We start from the raw sequence: 22,314 nt of genomic DNA on the forward strand, positions 1-22,314 counted from the left end.
AACGCTACCCTAGAAAAGTCAAGCGTGAACTGTGACCGTAATCGATTGTCGCCCGATTACGGCGGGTTGAAGTGGTTATCTCTAGCCACTGAGATTGAAGTTGATGGGGACACGAGCATAGCCCTCCACTTTCTTGCCGGCCTTCACCTCTGGATTGAACTTCCAGTGGCGCATGACCCAGTCCTTGGCCGCCCGATCCAGCTCGCGATAGCCGCTGGATTTTTCCACCTCGACGGACTTTGGCGATCCGTCCAGGCCAACCAGGATCAGCAAGGTCACCGTACCCTCGTGGCGCTGACGGGCAGCCATCGGCGGATACGGCGGACTCGGACGGGTGCCGTAGCTCAGGTCCGAACCGGCCGCGATATCCGGTGGCGGCGCCGGCGGCGCGGGTGGCGCCGGTGGCGGCGCCTGCACGGCATTGGCGGAAACCTCGGTCACCGGCGGCGGTGGGGTCGGCGGCGGCGGGGTCGGCGGCGGATTGACCTGCTGGATGATCTTCGGCGGCGGCTGCTTCGGCGGCTCCGGCGGCGGCGGCGGCGGTGGCGGCGGCGGCGGCGGCGGCTCGATGAAGCTGACCTGGACGATCTTTTCCTTTTCCTTGTGGTTCTGATTGGGCGGCGCCATCGGCGCCACGATCAGCAGGAAGGCAAATGCGTGCAGCCCGATGGCCACTGCCAATGCCCAGGTCCGCTTCCAACTAAAACGCCCGGTTTCTTCGTTACTAGAGGCCATCTGTCACTATCTGGAAGCTGATCAATCGGGGGATCGCATCGCCGCAGTGACCTGTCGGGAGCCGTCTGGTTGGACCTGACGGAACCCGCCACGGGTTTGCTGAAACAATGCGCAGTGAAAGGTTTTCAACGTTACAACACGCCATGGCTTTTGTATAGCGCTGGCGGGGCGTGAAATGGACGTCCACCTTCGCCAGCGCCATACCGGATGGCTACTTGCCTGCAGCTCCCAGTTTCTTGAGCAATTCGTTGGCCCGGTCAGCGCTTTCCGGTTCCTGCGCGGCCTTCTTCAATGCGGCGACGCGCGCAGCCTTGTTGTTCAGGCCCCGCTCGCACTCGGCCAGCACCAGGTAGGCGTTGCCCATGTGCTTCACGCCCTTGCTGATGGCCTGGTTGACCATCGTCTTGGCCTTGGCGTAATGGTTGTTGGTCAGTTCGATGTTGGCGATCTGCAGCGCGGGCTCGCCGTCGGTGGCCAGCGGCAGCGCCTTCTGCAACGCCTGCGTGGCCGCCGGGATGTCGCCGGCCACGTAGTCGGCCTTGCCCAGCAGCACGTAGTTCTCCGCGCTGGGCTGCATGATCTGCTTGCTCATGCCTTCCTTGATGACGGCGATCGCCTTGTCCGCCATCGGCTTGGGTTCGTCGCTGGACAGCGCCTGGTTGTAGTACAGCGAAGCCAGCAGCACGTAGTCCGCTTCGTTGCCGAGCAGGCCCTTGGCACGGGCATCTTCCATGACCTTGATCGCCTCGGGGTATTTCCCCGCCTGCTGGAGCGCCTGGATGGCGGCCTCGACGACCTTCGGGTCATCCGGATGCGCGGCGAGGTTGTCCTGCGCCATCTGCACCAGCTGGTCGTTCTGCCCGCTGGCGGCATAGCTTGCCATCAGGATCTGGTCCCACTGCGGCTCGGGCTTGTCGGTCAGCGATTTGGCCTTCTTTACGGCCGCGATGGCTTCCGGGTACTTCTCCAGACGATACAGGTCGTTGCTTTCGACGGCATACGATTCGGCAGTTTCCTTCTTGCCCTCGGCTCGCCACTTCTTGAGGGTGTCCAGCGAGGCCTGGTACTGCCCGTCGGCTTGCTGCGCGACAGCCATCATGTACTGCATGGCGAAGTAGTCGTCGTTTGGCAGCACGCCGTTGTCCAGGGCGCGTTGCAGCAGGCCGATCGCGGCCTTGAAATCCTGCGCGTTGTACTTGAGCACGGCCAGCCCGCGCAGCGCCATGGCCTGGGCGTACTTGCTCTTGCTGTCGTCGAGCAGCTTCTGCAGGGTCGCCTCGGCCGTGGCGGCATCGCCCTTGTTGAGGGCATCGAAACCTTCCTGCAGCTGCTTCTGGTCCTGCGTCTTGGTGAGGTCGAGCTTCGGCGCGGTGCGCGTACTGTCGGGGTACTCGCTCGTCTGCTTGGACTTGTCGTCGTGCTGCTTCCGGGCCCATGCCGGGCTGGCGAGCAGACCAAGCAGCAAGGCCGCGGTGGCCAGCAGAGTGAAGCTTCGAAGCTGTTTCATGGGGTTCCTCATCGCAAGGCCGGTACGTGTCGACGCAAACAGGCGGGTCTTGCAGCGTAACCCTATCCGGGCCCGGATAACAAGTTGCGCTGCGGCATAAAAGATCTTTTCAGATCAACAGGTTAGACACAAACAAAGTGTCGCCGAAGGCCGCGCCCCCAGCCTTGCTCAGCGGCGGTCGGCGATCACCGGCTGCCGGCGCCTGCCACGTCACGGCAGGCGCCGGTGGTGCCTCGTCAGATATCCAGGTTGGCAACCTTGAGCGCGTTGGCCTCGATGAAATCACGCCGCGGCTCGACCGCCTCGCCCATCAACATGGAGAACATCTGGTCGGCGACGATCGCATCCTCGATGCCGACCTGCAGCATGCGGCGGGTTTCCGGGTTGACCGTGGTATCCCACAGCTGCTCCGGGTTCATTTCGCCCAGGCCCTTGAAGCGCTGGATGCTGCGCCCCTTCTTGGCCTCCTCCAGCAACCAGTTGCGGGCGTCGACGAAGCGGAGGATGCCGCGCGAAGCATTGCCCCGGCGCACCACTGCATCGGGCTGGACCAGGCCGGCGATCTGCTGGCTGATCGCCAGGATCGGACGGAACTCGGCGCTGCCGAAGAACGGCTGCGGCAGGAACCAGGTGTGGCTGAGCCCATGCTGCTCGCGGATCACCTCGATGGCCGCCGGCTGCGCCGCGCCGGCGGCGGCGGCGTGTGCCGGTCGCAGGCGCAACGTGTAATGCGGCTTGCCCAGCCCGCTCGCGCTGAGCTTGAGCGTCACGGCGTCCAGCCATCCCTGCATGGCCTCGGCATCGGCCCACAGCGCCGGCACCAGCGGCGGATGCTCCAGCATCGCGGTGAGCACCGCGGGGTCGAAACGATGTGCCAGTCGGGCGATCTGGTCCAGCGCGCTCTGGTAGCCGCGCAGCAGCTTTTCCAGCGCCTCGCCGGTGATGGGCGGCGCCTCGGGGCTGTACTCCAGCGCAGCGTTGTCCACCGCGCTGGAGATCAGGTAGTCGTTCAGCGCAGTGTCGTCCTTGATGTACAGCTCCTGCTTGCCCTGCTTCACCTTGTACAGCGGGGGCAGGCCGATGTAGATGTGGCCGCGCTCGATCAGCTCGGGCATCTGGCGGTAGAAGAAGGTCAGCAGCAGGGTGCGGATGTGCGAGCCGTCGACGTCGGCATCGGTCATCAGGATGATGCGGTGATAGCGCAGCTTGTCGGGGTTGTACTCGTCCTTGCCGATGCCGGTACCGAGCGCGGTGATCAGGGTGCCTACCTCGGCCGAGGCGAGCATGCGGTCGAAGCGTGCCTTCTCGACGTTGAGGATCTTGCCCTTGAGCGGCAGCACCGCCTGGGTCCTGCGATTGCGGCCCTGCTTGGCCGAACCGCCGGCGGAATCACCCTCGACCAGGAACAGCTCGCACAGCGCCGGATCCTTCTCCTGGCAGTCGGCCAGCTTGCCGGGCAGGCCGGCGATGTCCAGCGCGCCCTTGCGCCGGGTCATCTCGCGCGCCTTGCGGGCGGCTTCCCGGGCACGGGCGGCGTCGACCACCTTGGAGGCGATCGCCTTGGCTTCGTTCGGGTGCTCCAGCAGGAATTCGCCGAGCTTCTCGTTGACGACCTGCTCCACCACCGTCTTGACCTCGGAGGAGACCAGCTTGTCCTTGGTCTGCGAGGAGAACTTCGGGTCGGGCACCTTGACCGACAGTACCGCGATCATGCCCTCGCGCATGTCGTCGCCGGACAGGGCGACCTTGGCGTTCTTGGCCAGGCCTTCCTTCTCGATGTAGTTCTGCAGCGAGCGGGTCAGCGCGGCGCGGAAGCCGGTGAGGTGGGTGCCGCCGTCGCGCTGCGGGATGTTGTTGGTGAAGCAGAACATCGTCTCGTTGTACGAGTCGGTCCACTGCATCGCCACCTCCACCACGATGCCGTCCTGCTCCGCGGTCAGGCTGATCACGTTCGGGTGCAGCGGGGTCTTCATCTGGGACAGGTGCTGCACGAAGGAGCGGATGCCGCCCTCGTACGCAAACGTGTCCGAGCGCCCTTCCCCGCGCTCGTCTTTCAGCTCGATGGTGACGCCGGAGTTGAGGAAGGCCAGCTCGCGCAGGCGCTTGGCGAGGATCTCGTAGTGGAAGTCGATGTTGCTGGTGAAGGTGGCCGGGCTGGGCAGAAAACGAACGGCAGTGCCGCGCTTGTCCGACGGGCCGACCTCCTTCAGCGGGAACAGCGGCTCGCCGAGCGAGTATTCCTGCAGGTATTCATGGCCGTCGCGGTGGATGGTCAGCCACAGGTGATCGCTGAGCGCGTTCACCACAGAAACGCCCACGCCGTGCAGGCCGCCGGAGACCTTGTAGGAGTTGGCGTCGAACTTGCCGCCGGCATGCAGCACCGTCATCACCACCTCGGCGGTGGAGCGGTGCTCCTCCGGGTGCATGTCGACCGGGATGCCACGACCGTTGTCGGCGACGCTGACCGAACCATCCTCGTGGATCATGACCACGACCCTGTCGCAGTAGCCGGCCAGGGCTTCGTCGATCGAGTTGTCGACGACCTCAAACACCATGTGGTGCAGGCCGGTGCCGTCATCGGTATCGCCGATGTACATGCCGGGGCGCTTGCGCACCGCCTCGAGGCCCTTGAGTACCTTGATGTTGCTCGAATCGTAGTGGGATTCGTTGAGGGGTTCGTTCATGCGAAGGTCGTTTCCTGGCGCCAGCGACCCGGCCCGACGCGGCGCCGTGATCGGCCGGGCAAGGGTTATGCAACCTGCGAAAGGTGCAACCCTTCGATTATAGCAGGCGCGCTATCTGGCCTTGTTCCACGTGGAACACGCGAGCGGAGGTCGCCTGCAATGCCGGCGGCAATTCGGTGCCGGTCAGCAGCACCTGGGCGTGGACGTCCTGCAGTTCGGCCACCACAGCCGCCTGGTGCGACTGGTCCAGCTCGGAGGCAAGGTCGTCCAGGCACACCACCGGCCAGTCGCCATGTTCCTGTGCATACAGGGTAGCTTGCGCCAATACGCAGGCCAGCGCAGCGAGCTTCTCCTGGCCGCGCGACAGGTGCTCGCGCAGCGGGGCCCGTTCGAAAGAAAGCGTCCAATCGGCGCGGTGTGGACCCAGGCTGGTGTGCCCCCGCGCCTGATCCCGGCCGCGCTGCGTCGCCAATTGATCGGCAAGCGGCAGCTCGTCCGACCAGCCACGGCGGTAGCGCAGTTCCATCGCGCCCAACTCCGGCAGCAAGGCCGCCATGCTGACTTCGAGGCAAGGTCGCAAGCGGTCCAGGTAAGCGCGGCGCTGCAGGTCGATGCGTTCTGCGGCCTGCGAAAGCTCCCGTTCCCACGGTTCGCACAGGTCATCCGACGGCGTCACTCCCGCGCGCAGCAAGCTGTTGCGCTGCTTCAGCGCGCGCTGGCAGCGACGCCACAGCGCCAGGAAATCCTGTTCCACGTGGAACACGCCCCAATCGAGATAGCGCCGACGCTCCTCGGCCGGGCCGGCGATCAGCGCATGTGAGCCAGGCTCGAAGCAGACCACCGCGCAGGCCTGCACCAGCTCGCCGATCGACGCGGCCTCGCCGTTGATACGCGCCTCCCAGCGCGCGCCCGAACGCCCCAGCCCCAAGCGTTCGACATCAGACTCATCGCGGTGGCGCACCTCGGCAAACAAGGCCAGTTGCGCCATGCCCCGCTGCACCAGCGCCTCGCGCGCGCCGGAACGAAACGAGCGTGCGTGCGAAAGCAGAAAAGCGGCCTCCAGCACGCTGGTCTTGCCGGCACCGTTGTCGCCGATGAACACGTTGATTGCCGGGTCCAGCGCCAGGCTGACATCGGTCAGGCAGCGCAAGCCGCAGATACGCAACTGTTCCAGCCTCATGCGGACCGACACCCCAGACGACAACGCCGGGGCTCCCTGCGGAGACCCCGGCGCTGCTGGTGACGACGCCTGATCGCAACGACCACGAGAGCCGCGTCAGAGCCGCAGCGGCATGATCACATGGCGCGCCTGCTCGTTGTCGTGCTCCTGCACCAGGCAACTGGACTGCGCATCGCGCAGGCTCAAGCGCGCCTTGTCGCCGCGCAGGGCCGCGAGGGCATCGAGCAGGTAACCCACGTTGAAGCCCACCGCCAGGTCGGAGACATGGGTGTCGGCCTCGACCTCCTCCACGGCTTCTTCCTGCTCCGGGTTGTGCGCCACGATGCGCAGCTTGCCCGGCGACAGCTCCAGCCGCACGCCGCGATACTTCTCGTTCGACAGGATCGCCGCGCGCTGCAGCGCCCCGCGGAGTACCTCGCGGTCCAGCGTGGCGGTCTTGTCCGCACCCAGCGGAATCACCGCCTCGTAATCCGGGAAACGACCGTCGATCAGCTTCGACGTGAAGGTGACATTGCCCCGGCGCACGCGCAGATGGTTGCGGCCGAACTCCAGCTCCACCTCGCCGTCACCGCCTTCCAGCAGGCCGATCAGCTCGTTGACGCCCTTGCGCGGGATGATGATCTGGCGGCGGGTGCTCACCGAGCTCTGCAGCTCGGTCTGCTTCATCGCCAGGCGATGGCCGTCGGTGGCCACGCAGCGCAGGCTGTGTTCCTGCAGGTCCAGCAGCATGCCGTTGAGGTAGTAGCGCACGTCCTGGTTGGCCATGGCGAACGCCGTGCGCTCCATCAGGTCGCGCAGCACCTCCTCCGGCAGGTTGACCTTCTCGACCACCTCGATCTGATCCACCGTGGGAAATTCGCTGGCCGGCAGCGTCGTCAGCGTGAACCGGCTGCGTCCGGCGTGCAGTGCCACGCGGTCACCGTTCAACTTCAGCTCGATATGGGCGCCGTCGGGCAATGCGCGCACGATGTCGAACAGCTTTCGGGCCGGGATGGTGATCTCGCCGTCTGCGAGCTTCTCCGCCTCGGTGACCGCGATCATCTCGACTTCCAGGTCGGTACCGGTAAGCGAGACCTGACCGTCCGCCACCTTGAACAGCAAGTTGGCCAGTACCGGCAGCGTCTGGCGCCGTTCGACCACACCCACTACCTGTTGCAGCGGCTTGAGCAGAGCTTCACGTTGGATGCTGAATTGCATGGTGGGCTTCCCTTTACCTGCTGTTCTTTCTTTTGAAAAGAAGTGTAGTGGCTGTTGTTGTACTTGTGGAGAACCGGTCTTTGTCGTTTTTTGTCCGCAAAATCAACTTGTTACGATCTATTTTCTGTGTGCAGTGCAGGCCGGCCAGGCAGTGCATGACTTGTGGATAACCTGGCAGGTCCATTCATCCACCCATTATCCACAGCTTGGCCCCAACTTGCCCCGCATTCTCGCGCATTCCCGGCGCGCAGGCCCGCCCACGCGCGCGTCAACCGGTGAGCGTGCGGATCAACTGTTCCCAGTCCTGGCGCATGCGCACGTCGGTTTCGAGGAACTTGCGGATCGTCTTGCAGGCGTGCATCACCGTGGTGTGGTCGCGCCCGCCGAACGCCTCGCCGATCTCGGGCAGGCTGTGCTCGGTCAGTTCCTTGGACAAGGTCATCGCGATCTGCCGCGGCCGCGCCAGCGAGCGCACGCGCCGCTTGGAGAGCAGGTCCTGCAGGCGCACGTTGAAGTATTCGGCGGTGATCTTCTGGATGTTGGCGATGGTGACCGCCTGGGCGTGCGTGGCCAGCAGGTCGCGCAGGGTCTCCTCGGCAAAATCGGTGGTGATCGGCCGCCCGTAGAAGTTGGCACGCGCCGCCAGAGTGTTGAGCGCGCCTTCCAGGTCGCGCACGTTGGAGCGGATGCGCTTGGCCAGCAGCATCGCCACGCTCTCGTCCATGGCCACGCTCTTGTCGTGTGCCTTGGACAGCAAGATTGCCGCGCGCGTCTCGAAATCCGGCGGTTCGATCGCCACGCTCAGGCCCCAGCCCAGGCGCGACTTCAGGCGCGGCTCCAGCTTGTCCACTTCCTTGGGATAACGGTCGCAGGTGAGGATGATCTGCTGCTTGGACTCGAACAACGCGTTGAAGGTGTGGAAGAATTCCTCCTGCGTGGTGTCCTTGCCCGCGAAGAACTGGATGTCGTCGATCAGCAGCGCGTCGACCGAACGGAAGCGGCGCTTGAACTCGTCCATGCTCTTGGCGCGCAAGGCCTCGATCATCGAGCCGACGAACTGCTCCGAGTTCAGGCACATCACCTTGCAACCCGGGTTGCGCTCCAGCATCAGGTTGCCGGCGGCGTGCATCAGGTGGGTCTTGCCCAGGCCGGTGCCGCCATACAGCAGCAGCGGGTTGTACGCGCGCCCCGGGTTGGTGGCCACCTGCATCGCGGCGGCCTTGCCGAGCTGGTTGGACTTGCCCTCGACGAAGGTTTCGAAGGTGTAATGCGGGTCGAGATTGTGGTGGAACGCCTGCGTCGCCGCCGCAGGGGCGGGCCGGGTGGGCGTGGCTGCCGCCGATTTGGCCGGCTCCGCCCGACGTACACTGGAACCCACCTCCAGCCGCACCGGCATGGCGCGGCCAGCCAGCTGCCCCAGTACCTGCTCGATTTGCGCCAGGTAGCGCTGGCGCACCGTGTCCAGCGTGTAGGAATTGGGGGCGAACAGCTGCAAGCCGTCGGCATCGTCACGCGCCTGCAGCGGCATCAGCCAGGTGTGCAGGTCTTCGGCGCTCAGATCGCCTTCCAGACGCTCAAGGCAGCGCCGCCACAGATCACTCATGAATTCGATCAACCACGACTTGGGGCGCTTGCGCGCAGGGTGATGGGCTAGTCTAGCAGCAGCCCCCGCGGTGCCGGACCGGCGCCGTCGCCGCGTCGCGCAAGGCGCGAGCTGGCGCGATTTGACAGCCGCGGCCCCGACCGGACATACTCTCCAACCTTTTACTCACATTCCCTTCGGAGCAACCCATGAAGCGGACCTTCCAGCCCAGCAAGCTCAAGCGCGCCCGTACCCACGGTTTTCGCGCACGCATGGCCACCGCCGACGGCCGCAAGGTGATCAACGCCCGTCGCGCCAAGGGCCGCAAGCGCCTGATCCCGTAATCGGGCGCGGCGTGATGTCCAGCGCCGGTCTGCCGCGCGAGGCGCGGCTGCGTCGGCCCGGTGAATTCGCCGCCTTGCGAAACAGCAGCGGACGCGCAGGCGGCCGCTGTTTTCATTTGCGCTATCGCGACAACGAGCTGGGCGGCGCGCGGCTGGGCCTGGCCATTTCCAAGCGGGTGTCCAAGCGCGCAGTGGAGCGCAACCGGATCAAGCGTCTGGTGCGCGAGTCGTTCCGGCGCGTGCGCCACCGCCTCCCCGCGATCGACCTGATGGTGATGGCGCGCGAACAGGCCGCCGGCGTGCCCGGGCCGGAGTTGCTGGGCGAGCTGGAAGCCCTGTGGCAAAAGCTGCCGGCCCGCGCGGCTGACCCGGCCGAACCATTGAAGCGAATCGACGGTCCCCCCACAATCGAGCGCTGACCTTTTTCCAAGCTTCCGCGGCGAGACCCTCGAGTCGTGGCGTTACCCGGATCTGCTACGCGATGAATCAAACGCGCAACTTCCTCCTGTTTGCCCTGCTGGCCGTGGCCTATTTGCTGTTCATGGCCTGGGAAAACGACCACGCACCCAAGCCGGCGCCGACCCCTGCAGCCACCGCCAGCCAGGCCGTCCCGACGTCGGCGGACGGCAGCGTTCCCGCCGCGATGGCGGTCGCGTCGAGCGCCGCGCCTTCGAGCACGGCGGCAACCGTCGCTACCCATGAGCCATCGGCACCCGCGAGCGCGCAGCTGATCACGGTCGACACCGACGTCCTGCACCTCACGATCGATACCCGCGGCGGCAGCCTGGTGCACGCCGAACTGCTGGCCTACCCGCAGCAGGCGCCGACCCACAAGAACCCCACCCCGCCGCCCGTCGTGCTGCTGGACAACAGCCCCACGCATTACTTCGTGGCGCAGAACGGCCTGGTCAGCAGCAGCGACACCGCGCCGGCCGACCAGCCCAACCATCTGGCGCTGTTCCACAGCGAGAAGACCAGCTACACCCTGGCGCCGGGCCAGGACGAACTCCAGGTCGCGCTGACCTGGCGCGACGCCGCCGGCCTGGCGGTCACCAAGACCTACACCTTCAAACGCGGCAGCTACGTGGTGGGCCTGAGCCAGCGCATCGACAACGGCGGCAACACGCCGTGGCAGGGCAACGCCTACCAGCAACTGCAGCGGATCGCGCCGCCCAAACCGTCCAGCTGGTTCAGCCATTACACCGATCCCGAGCAGCGCAGCTTCATCGGTGCGGCCTGGTACACCGGCGAGAAGTTCGAGAAGCTCGGCTTCAAGGATTTCGGCGAGAAGAAAGACGCGCTCGACAGCGAGATCAAGGGCGGCTGGGCGGCGATGCTGCGCCTGTACTTCGTCACCGCGTGGATTCCGCCGGCCAGCCAGACCAACCACTACGTCACCCAGACCATCGATCCGGACAGCGCCCACCCGCGCTACCTGATCCGCACGATGAGCCCGACGCTGAACGTGGCCGCCGGGCAGAGCCTGACCACCGAAGCGCGGTTGTACGTGGGCCCGAACCGGCAGGGCACGCTCGATGCGATCGCTCCCGGGCTCGACCTCACCATCGACTACGGCATGTTCAAGGCCATCGCCGTGCCGATGCACTGGATCCTGTCGCAGTTCCACGCGATCACCAGGAACTGGGGCGTGGCGATCATCCTGCTGGTGCTGCTGATCAAGGGCCTGACCTGGAAGCTCACCGCGATGCAGTACCGCTCCAGCGCGCGCATGCGCAAGCTGACGCCGCGACTGCAGGCGCTGAAGGAGCGTTACGGCGACGACCGCCAGAAGATGCAGCAGGCCACCATGGAGCTGTACAAGAAGGAGAAGGTCAACCCGATGGGCGGCTGCCTGCCGGTGCTGATCACGCTGCCGGTGTTCTACGGCCTGTTCTTCGTGCTCGAGTACAGCCTGGAGCTGCGCCACGCGCCGTTCCTGTGGATTCCCGACCTCAGCGCGCCCGATCCGTGGTACATCCTGCCGATCATCTACGCCATCGTGATGCTCGGCACGCAGTGGCTGAACCCCGTCGCCGCGGGCATGGACCCGACCCAGGCGAAGATGATGAAGGTGATGCCGTTGCTGTTCACCGTGATGTTCGCCTTCTTCCCCGCCGGCCTGTGCCTGTACTACGCGGTCAACGGCCTGGTCGGGCTGGGCCAGCAGTGGTGGGTGACCCACCACATCGATCGCGAAGGCGAACCCAAGGCCAAGGCGGCCTGACCCATCGCCGAATGGACGACACACAGCCGCGACGGTTGCCCCGCCGCGGCTGTTTCGTTTCTGGTTGCTGACGTCGCGGACCCTTCGACTCCGCCGCTGCGCGGCTACGCTCAGGGAGATCGTCTTTACTCCCCAAACCGTTCGTCCTGAGCGTAGTCGCGCAGCGGCGAAGTCGAAGGACATCGCACCCCCCGTTCAAACCCGAAACCGCCCTGTAAAGTTCGTCCCATGACCACCGAGACCACCGAGACCACCGACACCATCGCCGCCATCGCCAGCGCCCCCGGCGCGGCCGGCGTCGGCGTGTTGCGCGTCTCCGGTCCCGCCGCGCCAGCCATCGCGCAAACCCTGCTCGGCCGCGCACCGCAACCTCGCCATGCCCACTTCGCCGCGTTTCGCGATGGCGCCGGCGAACTGATCGACCGCGGATTGCTGCTCTACTTTCCCGCCCCCGCCTCCTACACCGGCGAACCTGTGCTGGAGCTGCAGGGCCATGGCAGCGCCGTGCTGCTGGACGCATTGCTGCGCCGCTGCTGCGAACTTGGCGCGCGACTGGCGCGCCCAGGCGAGTTCACCGAACGCGCATTCCTCAACGGCAAGCTCGACCTGGCCCAGGCCGAAGCCGTCGCCGACCTGATCGCTGCCCGCTCGCAGGCCGGTGCGCGGGCAGCGCTGCAATCGATGGAAGGCGTGTTCTCGCGCAAGGTCGGCGCGCTGCTGCAAGCGCTGATCGCGCTGCGCGTGCACGTCGAGGCGGCGATTGATTTCCCCGAAGAGGAAATCGACTTCCTCGCCGACCCCGCCATCACCGCGCAACTCGCCAAGCTGCGCCGCGAACTGGCCGACCTGCTGCGTGAAGCGCAACGCGGCGTGCGCCTCAACGACGGACTCAAGGTGGCCATCATCGGCCGCCCCAACGCCGGCAAATCCAGCCTGCTCAACGCGCTGGCCGGCAGCGACCGTGCCATCGTCACCCCGATCGCCGGCACCACCCGCGACGTGCTGCGCGAAAGCCTGAGCCTCGACGGCATCGTGCTGGAACTGGCCGACACCGCCGGCCTGCGCGATACGGAAGACGAAGTCGAACGCGAAGGCGTGCGCCGCGCCCACGGCGAACTGCAACGCGCCGACGTTGCCCTGCTGGTCACCGCCGCCGCGCACGCCGGCGCCGACCTCGCCTTCTTCGCCGCGTTGCCGTCCCAGGTAGAGCGCATCGTGCTGGTCAACAAGATCGACCGCGACGGCCTCGCCGCGCATGACGAATGGCGCGAAAGCGTCTACTGGCTATGGGCCTCTGCCAGAACCGGCGACGGCCTCGATCTCCTGCGCGACCACCTCAAGCACGTCGCCGGCGCCGGCAGCGGCGAAGGCGCCTTCAGCGCCAGACGCCGCCACGTGCTCGCCCTCCAGTCCGTGCGTGACCATCTCGATCGCACCGCCGCCATCCTTGCCACCACCCGCGCCGGCGAACTCGCTGCCGAGGAATTGCGCCAGGCCCAGCACGCGCTGGGCGAAATCACCGGCCACTACAGCAGCGACGACCTGCTCGGCGCGATCTTCAGTTCGTTCTGCATCGGCAAATAGCCCGTCGGCGCCGCTACGCGAGGAACCTGTCCAGCTCGCGCCCGGTGGGCATGCCGCCCTGCGCGCCCAGCTTCGTCACCGACAGCGCGGCGGCCGCGCAGGCCTTGCGTACCGCTGCGGCCAGGCCTTCTTTCAGGAATACCGCCAGCGTCGCGTTGAAGGTGTCTCCGGCGCCGGTGCTGTCGACCACGTCGACCTTGAAGCCGGGCTGGTGCAGCGGTTCGCCCTGTTCGCGATACCAGGCGCCTTCGCCGCCGCGGGTGAGCACGACCGGGCATGGGGCGCGTTGCATCAGCGCCTTGAAGTCTTCGGTGGGATCGGCGCCGAGCAGGATCGCCAGCTCGTGCTGGTTCGGGGTGACGTAGCGGGCGAGTTTGAGCCAGTCGGTGGGCAGTTTTTGCGCGGGGGCAGGATTGAGGATCACCGGCACCCCGAGGCGGTGGCCCAGGCGCACGGTGGCTTCGACGGTTTCCAGCGGGATTTCCATCTGCACCAGCACGGCGTCGGCCCGTTCGAGCAGCGAACGCGCGGCTTCGACGTGGGCGGGCGTGACGCGAGTGTTGGCGGCGGGCACCACGATGATCTGGTTCTCGCCGCCGGCGACGGTGATCGAGGCGGTGCCGCTGGCGCTGTCGTCGAGGCGCGCGACGTGGGTCAGGTCGACGTGTTCGGCGGCGAGGCCGGCGTGCAGCTGGTCGCCGAAGGCGTCGCGGCCGAGCGCGCCGACCAGGGCGACCTCGGCGCCCAGCCGCGCGGCAGCAACCGCCTGGTTGGCGCCCTTGCCGCCGGGCACGGTAAGGAAGCGTTTGCCGAGGATGGTCTCGCCGGGGCCGACGAAGCGCGGCGCCTGGGTGACCAGGTCCATGTTGATGCTGCCGACGACGACGATGCGGCTCATGCGTGCTCCACGGCGGACGGGCTTTCAGGATGAATCCGAAAGCTTACCCGTTGGCGCGACGAGTTGGGTGCGACCGCGACCCCGTAGATACCGTCTTGCCGTCCGTCAGGCAAGCGCGATGCTGGGGTCGAAATTCTTACCTGAGCGGATAACCCCCCAAGCGAGGTGGAGCAGCTTGCGCATGGCGGCACCCAGCGCCAGTTTGCGTGGCTTGCCGCGAGCGACCAGTCGATCGAACAAGGCGCGCACGGCGACGTTGTGGCGGATCGCCGTCATCGCCGGCATGTAGAGCTTGGCGCGCAACAAGGCGTGACCGAGCTTGGACAGGCGGCTTTGACCGACCCACTTGCCCGACTCGCGGATGGCGGGATTCATGCCGGCGAAGGCATCGAGCTTGCGCGGGTCGTCGAACCGGCGCAGGTCGCCCGCACAGCCCAACATGAAGGCCGCCGTCAGCTCGCCAATCCCCGGAATGGAGGTCAGCAGGCCGGCATCGCGGCGTAAGTCCGGATCCGAGTCGATGTGGTTGTCGATTTCCTTCTTCAGCTCTGCGATCTGGGCGTCCAATGTCTCCATCACGTCGGCGATGGAGCCGCGCACCGCCTGATCGCTGACGTCCAGTCGGTTGCGTTCCATCTGGCGCATGCCCTCCAGATCGTTCAGCCGGTGGATCAGGGCGCGCAGTTTGCGCTGGGCGGGCGTGGGCGGCACCCACGGCCGCAAGGTGGTGCCTACCTGCAACTGCGCCATCGCAAAGCGGGCGATCAGCTTGGCATCGGCATGATCGGTCTTGGTCCTCGACAACTCGCTCTTGGCATAGGCGGCGACCTGGGCCGGGTTGGCCACGTAAACGGTCACGCCGCGCTCGACCAGGAAAGTGGCCAATGCTTCGTGATACACGCCCGTCGCTTCCATGCACACCGCCGCTCCCGGCACGTGGCGATCCAGCCAGTCGCTCAGCAAGGTGAAGCCGGCGGGCGTGTTCGGCAACTTCGCTTTGGTGCGGTACTTGCCCTTCGGTTCCAGCGGCGCGGCCACGTCAAAGGTTGCCTTGGCCACGTCGATGCCAACCATGGATTCTGTCATCAGCCAATCCTCGTTCGGTTCAGGTGTCCGACCATCGAAGATCCGCCAAGCCGATCCTTACACGTGCAGGCTCACGCCAGGGGCGGGCCTAAGATACCGTTGCAGCTTGCGGCAGATAAAACGGAACGGGGGCGCGAATCTACGGCGCAGGCGCGAAGCCAGAGGAGCCCGACGGCGTCTCCCCGTTCCCACCGATGATCAGTCGGCGATTCTCCCCCAACCTCCGAGGAGAATCGACACATAAGGAGCCCGCCCGCGGGCGATGCTCTTAATGCTTTTGCGATTCCCGATTCCCGGCCAAAAAGGCATCGCCCGCAAGCGGGCTCCTACGGGAGGAGGGGTTCAGGGCGAGGGCGCGCGACCGAGGCCGCTGGCGTCGCCGGGCAGCAGGGCCGGGGCGGGGCCGGCCACAGCCAGCAGGGATTGGGCGTAGCTGTCTTCCATGCTGATGGTGGAGACCTCGTCCCAGCTGAAGAACGAGACCTCGCGCATCCACTCCGCGTCCGGGCTGAGTTCCTGCATGTAGAAGCCGTCGTCCTCGACGCTGACCAGCCGGCCGATGTAGCAGACCTCGGACTCGTCCTCGCTGTCCACGTGCACGCCGATCACCGGTGCCTGGGCGCCGGCGGCCTGGACTACCTCGCGGATGCTGTCCAGCGGGAAGCCGCGCGGCATCCGCGGCAGGATGTGCTTGAGCGCCAGCGCCTTCTCGAAGAAGGCATGGTGCTTGTCGGGTGCTTCGAGCTCGGAGATGTCGCGGTGCCGCATCACGTACATGCCGTCGTAGGTGATGCCGTCGCCGACCACCCAGAGCAGGAAGAACTCCCGCCCCACCCCGCCCACGTAACCGCAGAAGCTGCCGTGTTCGAGGTCTTCACGCCACAACCGGATCAGCGTCTGTTTCTGTTGCGCCTCGCGCAACTGGGCGCGCTGGCCGGTGTTTTTCAGTTCGATAACGTTGTTCACGGTGTCCATTTTAGCAGATCGGGGTGATCTGCCGGCTTTACAGGATGTAGCGGCTGAGATCCTCGTCACGAACCAGGTTGGCGAGGGAGTTGTCTACATGTTGGGCGTCGATCTTGTATTTTTCGCCGGACTTATCCGCAGCTTCGAAGGAGATTTTTTCCAGCAGACGCTCCATCACGGTGTGCAGCCGGCGGGCGCCGATGTTCTCGGTGCGCTCGTTCACCTGGAACGCCACCTCGGCCAGGCGGTCGATGCCGGAGTCGGCGAACTCGATGGTGACGCCCTCGGTGCCGAGCAGTGCCACGTACTGCTTGGTCAGCGCGTTGTTCGGCTCGCGCAGGATCCGCTTGAAGTCGTCCACGCTGAGCGCGGAGAGCTCGACCCGGATCGGCAGGCGGCCCTGCAGCTCGGGGATCAGGTCCGAGGGCTTGGCCAGCGAGAACGCGCCGGAGGCGATGAACAGCATGTGGTCGGTCTTGATCGGGCCGTACTTGGTCGAGACGGTGGAGCCTTCCACCAGCGGCAGCAGGTCGCGCTGGACGCCCTCGCGGCTGACCCCGGCGTGGCCGTGGTCGCTGCGCTGGGCCACCTTGTCGATCTCGTCGATGAAGACGATGCCGTTTTGCTCGGCGTTCTCCATCGCCTGGGCGCGGATCTCCTCGTCGTTGAGCAGCTTGCCGGCCTCCTCGTCGATCAGCAGCGGGCGGGCCGCCTTGATCGCGAGCTTGCGGGTCTGGGTCTTGGCGCCGCCCAGGTTCTGGAACATCTGGCGCAGTTGCGCGCCCATCTCCTCCATGCCCGGTGGCGACATGATCTCCACGCCCACGTTCATGGCGAAATCCAGCTCGATCTCGCGCTCGTCCAGCGCGCCCTCGCGCAGCTGTTTGCGCAGCTTCTGGCGGGTGTCGCTGTCGATGGCGGGAGCGGCCGGTGCGTCGTGGCTCCAGTCGGTCGGCGGGGACTGCCGGCGCGGCAGCAGCGCATCGAGGATGCGATCCTCGGCGCGGTCCTCGGCCTGTGAACGCACGCGTTTGATCGCCTGCTCGCGGGTCAGCTTGTAGGCGCCGTCGGCCAGGTCGCGGATGATCGACTCGACGTCCTTGCCGACGTAGCCCACCTCGGTGAACTTGGTCGCCTCGACCTTCACGAACGGCGCGTTCGCCAGCGTCGCCAGCCGCCGCGCGATCTCGGTCTTGCCCACGCCGGTGGGCCCGATCATCAGGATGTTCTTCGGGGTGATCTCGTTGCGCATCTCCACCGGCAACTGCATGCGTCGCCAGCGGCTGCGCAGCGCTACCGCCACCGCACGCTTGGCGTCGTGCTGGCCGATGATGTAGCGGTCGAGTTCGTTGACGATTTCGCGGGGGGTGAGTTCGGACATGGGCTGGCTTCGCAGGGAATAGGGAATGGGGAATAGGGAATGGGAAGAGCGTGGGCTTGCGGGAATGTCGGGCTTGTCTATTCCCTATTCCCCATTCCCCATTCCCAGCTCCTCGATCGACACGTTGTGGTTCGTGTAGATGCAGATGTCGCCGGCGATCTTCAGCGCCTTCTCGACGATGGTGCGGGCGTCCAGGTCGGTGTTTTCCAGCAGGGCCATCGCGGCGGACTGGGCGAACGGGCCGCCAGAGCCGATCGCGATCAGCCCGTGCTCGGGTTCCACCACGTCGCCGTTGCCGGAGATCAGCAGCGAGGTTTCCTTGTCGGCTACCGCCAGCATCGCCTCCAGTCGGCCGAAGCGGCGGTCGGTGCGCCATTCCTTGGCCATTTCCACCGCGGCGCGGGTGAGGTTGTTGTTGTGCTTCTCGAGCTTCTGCTCGAACAGTTCGAACAGGGTGAAGGCGTCGGCAGTGGCGCCGGCGAAACCGGCCACCACCTCGCCCGTCTTGCCGAGCCGGCGCACCTTGCGCGCGTTGCCCTTCATCACCGTGTTGCCCAGCGTGACCTGGCCGTCGCTGCCGATCACGACGCGGCCGTCGCGGCGCACGCAGACGATGGTGGTGGCGTGGAAGGATTCCATATGAAGCTCCATGGGTTGAGCGCACGACATGGGGGTGGTCGGGCAAGGCTTCAACACGCCGCCGGCAGGAGCGCACCCCGTGCGCGACCGCTCTTCGTCAGGTGACGGCAAGAGCATCGCGCACAGGGTGCGCTCCTACGGCTTCCTTTTGGCCCGCGGATGCGCCGCGTCGTACACCTTGGACAGATGCTGGAAATCCAGGTGGGTGTAGATCTGGGTGGTGGCGATGTCGGCGTGGCCGAGCAGCTCCTGCACCGCGCGCAGGTCGCCGGAGGATTCCAGCATGTGGCTGGCGAAGGTGTGCCTGAGCAGATGCGGATGGATGTGTTTCGGGATGCCCTGCTGCAGCGCGAGGGTGTTCATGCGCAACTGAATCGTGCGTGGATGGATCGGCGCGCCGCCGCGGCCGCGGAATACCGGGCCGTCCGGCGGCATGCCCTGCTCGGCGCCGAGCGCACGAAGCGCGGCCACGGCGTGGCGGCCGACCGGCACGATGCGCGTCTTGCTGCCCTTGCCCAGCACGCGCACCTCGCCGTCGTCGAGCTTGAGGTCGAGCCAGCGCAGGCCGCACAGCTCGGACAGGCGCAGGCCGCTGGAGTAGAACAGCTCCAGCATCGCGCGGTCGCGCACGGCGAGCTTGCCGCCGCTGTCGGTCTCCACCAGCGCGGTGGCCTCGTCCACGTCGAGCACCTGCGGCAGCTTGCGGCGCACCTTGGGGCCGCGCACGCCGAGCAGCGGATCGTGGCTCAGCGTGCCCTCGCGACCGAGCTGGCGGAACAGGCTGCGGCAGGAAGAGAGCAGGCGCTGCAGGCTCTTCGGCGCCAGCCCCGCGCGATGTTCGCCGGCGATGAACGCGCGCATGCGCGCGCCGTCGAGTGCTTCGAAGGTGCCTACCTGACCTGCCGCCATGAAGCGCAGCAGCTTGTCCAGGTCGCGCCGATAGCCGGCGACGGTGTGCGGCGAGGCGTGGCGTTCGCCGGCGAGGCGGGCCAGCCAGGCATCGACTTGGCCGGCCGGGGTCACTACCGGCTCAGGAGACATCCCGCGAGCGCGCCAGCGCGGCGGTGATGGTGGCGGAGATCATCCTCAGGAACAGCGTGCCCATGCCCGGCTGGAAGCGGTTCGGGTCGGCGCTGCCGATGGCCAGCATGCCGGCGTCGCCCAGCGGGATCAACGCCACCGACTGCAGTCCGGTCGCGTGCTCGCCGAACAGCCGCGCCAGCTTGTCGGCCGACAGGCGGCCGGAGCTGGGCTCGCCCTTGTGCAGGAAATCGGCGAACTCGGGCAGCGCCGCCGCGCCGCCGGCGATCTGCTGCAGCCAGTCGGCGCGCGGCAGCTTGGGTTCGGCCCCGAACAGCAGCAGGCTCACGCGCTCGGTGTGGAAATCCGCGCTGAGCCGTGCGATCACCGTGCGTGCAGTGACCTCCATCGTGCTGGCGCGCAGCAGCGCCACGGTCAGGCCGTGCACGCGCTCCATCAGCTTCTCGTTCTCGGCGGCGATCTCGACCAGTTCGGCCAGCCGCCGCTCCAGCTCGGCGTTCTTGTCGCGCAAGCTCTGCATCTGGTAGACCGCCAGCGAGGCCACCGCGCCGCCGCTCTCGCGCGGCGGCATGGTCAGCTTGGCGGCAAGCTCGGGGTACTCGCTGAGGAATTCCGGGTGCCGCTTCAGGTAGGCGGCGACCACGCGGGCCTGGGTGGCGTCGTCGAGCAGGGTAGCGGTCATGCGCGGAGATCCTGGAGCGGGGCGGGCGGGGCTTGCCTGCCGCAGTGTGCGATGGACGCGCGCGGGCTTCAACCGGCCGGCGGCGGTTCGACGCGGGGAAGCGCCCATTCGCCCTCGAAAACGAAGGCCGCCGGGCCGGTCATCCAGAGCGCATGGCCGGCGCCGGCCCAGTCGATGCGCAGGCTGCCGCCGGGCAGCGCCACCGCGACGCGCTCATCCACTTCGCCGCGCCGGTGCAGCACCGCCATCGCGGCGCAGGCCCCGGTGCCGCAGGCGCGGGTCCAGCCGGCGCCGCGCTCGTGCACGCGCAGGCGCAGGTGGCTGCGGTCCAGCCGCTGCACGAAGCCGGTGTTGGCGCCTTCGGCGAAGCGCGGATGCCGGGTCAGCAGCGGGCCGAGCCGTTCCAGCGCGGGATCGGCCAGGTCATCGACCGTCACTACCGCATGCGGATTGCCCATCGAGACGGCGCCGATGTCCAGCGTGTCGCCGCCGACCTCGATCGGGTAATGCGCGGCCGTCGCCGCGGCCGCGAACGGAATCCGCGCCGGTTCGAAGATCGGCTCGCCCATGTCTACGGTGACTTGGTCGGGTGCGAGCACGCGCACCGTCACCGGGCCGGACGGACTCTCGATGCGCACCGCCTGGTCCAGCGCCAGCGCGCCGGCACGATGCAACCACGCCGCCACGCAGCGCACGCCGTTGCCGCACTGGCCTGACGGCGAGCCGTCGGTGTTCCAGATGCCGTAGTAGAACGCGCACGACGGATCGCGCGCCGGCTCCACGCTGAGCAGCTGGTCGAAGCCCACGCCGGTGTGGCGATCACCCAGCGCGCGGATCTGCACCGCGTCGAGCGCGAACGCCTGCCGCCGGCAGTCCAGCACGACGAAGTCGTTGCCGCTGCCGTGCATCTTGGAAAAGCGCAGTGGCGCCGGCGCCATCTCAGTGCTCGCCGGAAGCATCCGCGGCCACGCTGGCCGGCATCGCCGGTGCCGGTGCGCTGGTGGCCGGTGTCGGCGGCGGCGCGGTTCGTGCCGGCGGCAGCACCAGCGGTCCCTTGTTGCCGCAGCCGGCAAGCAGGGCGACGACGAGGGCGAGCGGCAGCAACAACAGGGATCGGCGCATGGCGGGGTTCCTCAGCAAGTGGCCAGTATAGCGAGGCACCCGCGGTGCGCCGGCTATCATGGGGCGGCGGCGCGTGCCGCGCGACGACGAGGGTGGATGCGATGGACTGGAGCGCCTTGCTGCGCATGCCGATGACGGTGCTGCTGGTGCTGGCCGCGGTGTTCGCGCTGGTCACCCTCGCGCAGCTGGTGATGCTGCGCCGGCACCTGCAGGCGCGTCGTCGCGCAGCGGCCAGCTGGCGGGCGCTGCTGTGCGTGGCGGCGTTTGCGCTCACACTGTTGCTGGCCGGCACCGGCGCCGCGCTGCGTGGCTACCACCTGCTGGGCGAGGAGGCGTCGGTGGTCGAGATCGACGCGCGCATCCTGTCGCCGCAGCGCTGGGCGCTCAACCTGACCTGGCCCGACGGCAGCACGCGCGAGGTCGAACTGGCCGGCGATGCCTGGCGCGTCGAGGCGGTCGTGCTGAAGTGGAAGCTGCCCGCGCTGCTGGCCGGCGTGCCACCGCTGTACCGGCTCGATCGGCTCTCCGGCCGCTACGACGATCCCGCGCAGGAAATGACCGCGCCGCGCACGGTGATCAGTTTCGAGCCGGCCGGTGCGTTCGACCTGGTCAAGCTGGGCAAGACGCACCCTGCGTGGCTGCCGGAACTCGACACGGTCTACGGCAGCGGCGCGTTTCTGCCGCTGGTCGACGGCGGCCACTACACGGTGAACCTGATGCGCACCGGCGCGCTGGTGGCGCGGGCGGACGACGCCACTGAGCAGCGCATCCGCCACCCGCTGGGCGGCTGACGCGCGACGCGATCAATCCAGCGCCTGCTCGTAGCGCCAGGCGTCGGTGCCGTCCTCGTAGTAACGCCGATACGCGCCGAAACGGCGGAAGCCAGCGCGCTCGTACAGGCGGATCGCCGCGGCGTTGTCCGGACGCACCTCCAGCCGCAGCCGGTCGCAACCGCGCCGTCGCGCGGCGGCCGCGGCCGCCTGCAGCAGCGCCGCGCCGATGCCCAGGCCGCGCGATTCGGGTCGCGTCGCCAGCGAATACACGCGCGCCACCCGGCTGCGCTTGCGGAAAAACAGCACCGCGCTGCCGAAGAAATCGTGGCGGCCGCCGCTGGCTACCAGCACTTGCGCCGAATCGCTGTCCAGGTGGCGGCGGTATTGCGCCCGGCTCAGGCGGTCGCCGTCGAACGCGTTTTGTTCCAGCGTCACCAGGTCGTCGAGATCGGAAAGATCCGCGCGGCGCACGCGCGCCGGTGCGGTGACGGGCAAAGACGGCATCGAGGGTGGTATCCGTGGCATCAGGCAGGGCAATCCCGCGGACTCTAGCAGGCGCTGCACAGGCTGGCGCGGGCGGGCATTTACGTCTCCTTCAGTGCCATCCCTTGTGTCGTCGCGGCGCTGTGCCAGACTGCGCACTTTGCGCCGCCGCCCGCCCCGGGCGCGACCGGCCGCGCATGCCACTT

At 67.2% G+C, this 22,314-nt stretch carries 21 protein-coding genes; 5 read left to right on the forward strand and 16 right to left on the reverse strand.

Annotation, left to right across the window (positions count from 1 at the left end):
• Positions 1–81: 81 nt before the first annotated feature.
• The 6 genes from ACVCMI_RS01630 to dnaA form a co-directional block, all read right to left on the reverse strand.
• Positions 82–735 (reverse strand): energy transducer TonB, encoded by a 654-nt coding sequence (locus ACVCMI_RS01630; protein WP_447097697.1) that lies wholly within the window; start codon positions 733–735, stop codon positions 82–84.
• 211 nt (positions 736–946) lie between these two features.
• Complete coding sequence (locus tag ACVCMI_RS01635) at positions 947–2,242, reverse strand: tetratricopeptide repeat protein (RefSeq protein WP_447097696.1); 1,296 nt, start codon at positions 2,240–2,242, stop codon at positions 947–949.
• Between the two features lie 236 nt (positions 2,243–2,478).
• Positions 2,479–4,926 carry a DNA topoisomerase (ATP-hydrolyzing) subunit B gene (gyrB, locus tag ACVCMI_RS01640; protein WP_447097695.1) on the reverse strand — a complete coding sequence of 816 codons (2,448 nt, stop codon included), beginning with the start codon at positions 4,924–4,926 and terminating at the stop codon, positions 2,479–2,481.
• A gap of 97 nt (positions 4,927–5,023) precedes the next feature.
• Positions 5,024–6,106, reverse strand: coding sequence for a DNA replication/repair protein RecF (gene recF / locus ACVCMI_RS01645; protein WP_447097694.1), 1,083 nt, complete (start codon positions 6,104–6,106; stop codon positions 5,024–5,026).
• A 96-nt stretch (positions 6,107–6,202) separates the two neighbouring features.
• Entirely contained in the window at positions 6,203–7,303 is a 1,101-nt protein-coding gene (gene dnaN / locus ACVCMI_RS01650) for a DNA polymerase III subunit beta (protein WP_395120764.1), read from the reverse strand.
• Between the two features lie 268 nt (positions 7,304–7,571).
• Positions 7,572–8,906, reverse strand: a complete 1,335-nt coding sequence (gene dnaA / locus ACVCMI_RS01655; RefSeq protein ID WP_395120765.1) for a chromosomal replication initiator protein DnaA — start codon at positions 8,904–8,906, stop codon at positions 7,572–7,574.
• Between the two features lie 188 nt (positions 8,907–9,094).
• Here dnaA and rpmH point away from each other — a divergent pair, with 188 nt between their 5' ends.
• The 4 genes from rpmH (at position 9,095) to mnmE (ending at position 13,037) form a co-directional block, all read left to right on the forward strand.
• On the forward strand, positions 9,095–9,229 hold the full coding sequence (gene rpmH / locus ACVCMI_RS01660) for a 50S ribosomal protein L34 (protein WP_007809828.1): 135 nt from the start codon (positions 9,095–9,097) through the stop codon (positions 9,227–9,229).
• A gap of 14 nt (positions 9,230–9,243) precedes the next feature.
• Positions 9,244–9,648: a ribonuclease P protein component gene (rnpA, locus tag ACVCMI_RS01665; RefSeq protein WP_395120766.1), complete on the forward strand. Its 405-nt coding sequence runs from the start codon at positions 9,244–9,246 to the stop codon at positions 9,646–9,648.
• Positions 9,649–9,710: 62 nt separating this feature from the next.
• The gene (yidC, locus tag ACVCMI_RS01670) at positions 9,711–11,453 is read left to right on the forward strand and encodes a membrane protein insertase YidC (protein ID WP_447097693.1); all 1,743 of its coding nucleotides are present in this window, start codon (positions 9,711–9,713) and stop codon (positions 11,451–11,453) included.
• 228 nt (positions 11,454–11,681) lie between these two features.
• The gene (gene mnmE / locus ACVCMI_RS01675; RefSeq protein ID WP_447097692.1) at positions 11,682–13,037 is read left to right on the forward strand and encodes a tRNA uridine-5-carboxymethylaminomethyl(34) synthesis GTPase MnmE; all 1,356 of its coding nucleotides are present in this window, start codon (positions 11,682–11,684) and stop codon (positions 13,035–13,037) included.
• Between the two features lie 13 nt (positions 13,038–13,050).
• Here the strand turns inward: mnmE and rbsK are convergent, their stop codons facing one another.
• The 9 genes from rbsK to lptM form a co-directional block, all read right to left on the reverse strand.
• On the reverse strand, positions 13,051–13,935 hold the full coding sequence (gene rbsK, locus ACVCMI_RS01680; RefSeq protein ID WP_447097691.1) for a ribokinase: 885 nt from the start codon (positions 13,933–13,935) through the stop codon (positions 13,051–13,053).
• 105 nt (positions 13,936–14,040) lie between these two features.
• On the reverse strand, positions 14,041–15,021 hold the full coding sequence (locus tag ACVCMI_RS01685; RefSeq protein ID WP_447097690.1) for an IS110 family transposase: 981 nt from the start codon (positions 15,019–15,021) through the stop codon (positions 14,041–14,043).
• A gap of 342 nt (positions 15,022–15,363) precedes the next feature.
• A complete protein-coding gene (locus ACVCMI_RS01690; RefSeq protein WP_447097689.1) occupies positions 15,364–15,996 on the reverse strand; it encodes a hypothetical protein in 633 nt (210 codons plus the stop codon).
• 28 nt (positions 15,997–16,024) lie between these two features.
• Positions 16,025–17,368 carry an ATP-dependent protease ATPase subunit HslU gene (gene hslU / locus ACVCMI_RS01695; RefSeq protein ID WP_447097688.1) on the reverse strand — a complete coding sequence of 448 codons (1,344 nt, stop codon included), beginning with the start codon at positions 17,366–17,368 and terminating at the stop codon, positions 16,025–16,027.
• An 84-nt stretch (positions 17,369–17,452) separates the two neighbouring features.
• Positions 17,453–18,007: an ATP-dependent protease subunit HslV gene (gene hslV, locus ACVCMI_RS01700; protein ID WP_447097687.1), complete on the reverse strand. Its 555-nt coding sequence runs from the start codon at positions 18,005–18,007 to the stop codon at positions 17,453–17,455.
• Between the two features lie 135 nt (positions 18,008–18,142).
• A complete protein-coding gene (locus tag ACVCMI_RS01705) occupies positions 18,143–19,030 on the reverse strand; it encodes a tyrosine recombinase XerC (protein WP_447099503.1) in 888 nt (295 codons plus the stop codon).
• Between the two features lie 7 nt (positions 19,031–19,037).
• The gene (locus ACVCMI_RS01710) at positions 19,038–19,730 is read right to left on the reverse strand and encodes a DUF484 family protein (RefSeq protein ID WP_395120773.1); all 693 of its coding nucleotides are present in this window, start codon (positions 19,728–19,730) and stop codon (positions 19,038–19,040) included.
• 68 nt (positions 19,731–19,798) lie between these two features.
• Positions 19,799–20,668 carry a diaminopimelate epimerase gene (gene dapF / locus ACVCMI_RS01715; RefSeq protein ID WP_447097686.1) on the reverse strand — a complete coding sequence of 290 codons (870 nt, stop codon included), beginning with the start codon at positions 20,666–20,668 and terminating at the stop codon, positions 19,799–19,801.
• A 1-nt stretch (position 20,669) separates the two neighbouring features.
• Positions 20,670–20,852 carry an LPS translocon maturation chaperone LptM gene (lptM, locus tag ACVCMI_RS01720; RefSeq protein ID WP_395120775.1) on the reverse strand — a complete coding sequence of 61 codons (183 nt, stop codon included), beginning with the start codon at positions 20,850–20,852 and terminating at the stop codon, positions 20,670–20,672.
• A gap of 101 nt (positions 20,853–20,953) precedes the next feature.
• On the opposite strand from lptM, the gene ACVCMI_RS01725 reads away from it, so the two are divergent.
• Positions 20,954–21,643: a hypothetical protein gene (locus tag ACVCMI_RS01725; protein ID WP_395120776.1), complete on the forward strand. Its 690-nt coding sequence runs from the start codon at positions 20,954–20,956 to the stop codon at positions 21,641–21,643.
• Positions 21,644–21,655: 12 nt separating this feature from the next.
• Here ACVCMI_RS01725 and ACVCMI_RS01730 read toward each other — a convergent pair whose 3' ends face one another.
• Complete coding sequence (locus tag ACVCMI_RS01730) at positions 21,656–22,129, reverse strand: GNAT family N-acetyltransferase (protein WP_447097685.1); 474 nt, start codon at positions 22,127–22,129, stop codon at positions 21,656–21,658.
• Positions 22,130–22,314 lie beyond the last annotated feature (185 nt).

It is taken from the genome of Rhodanobacter sp. UC4448_H15, from assembly GCF_052978265.1.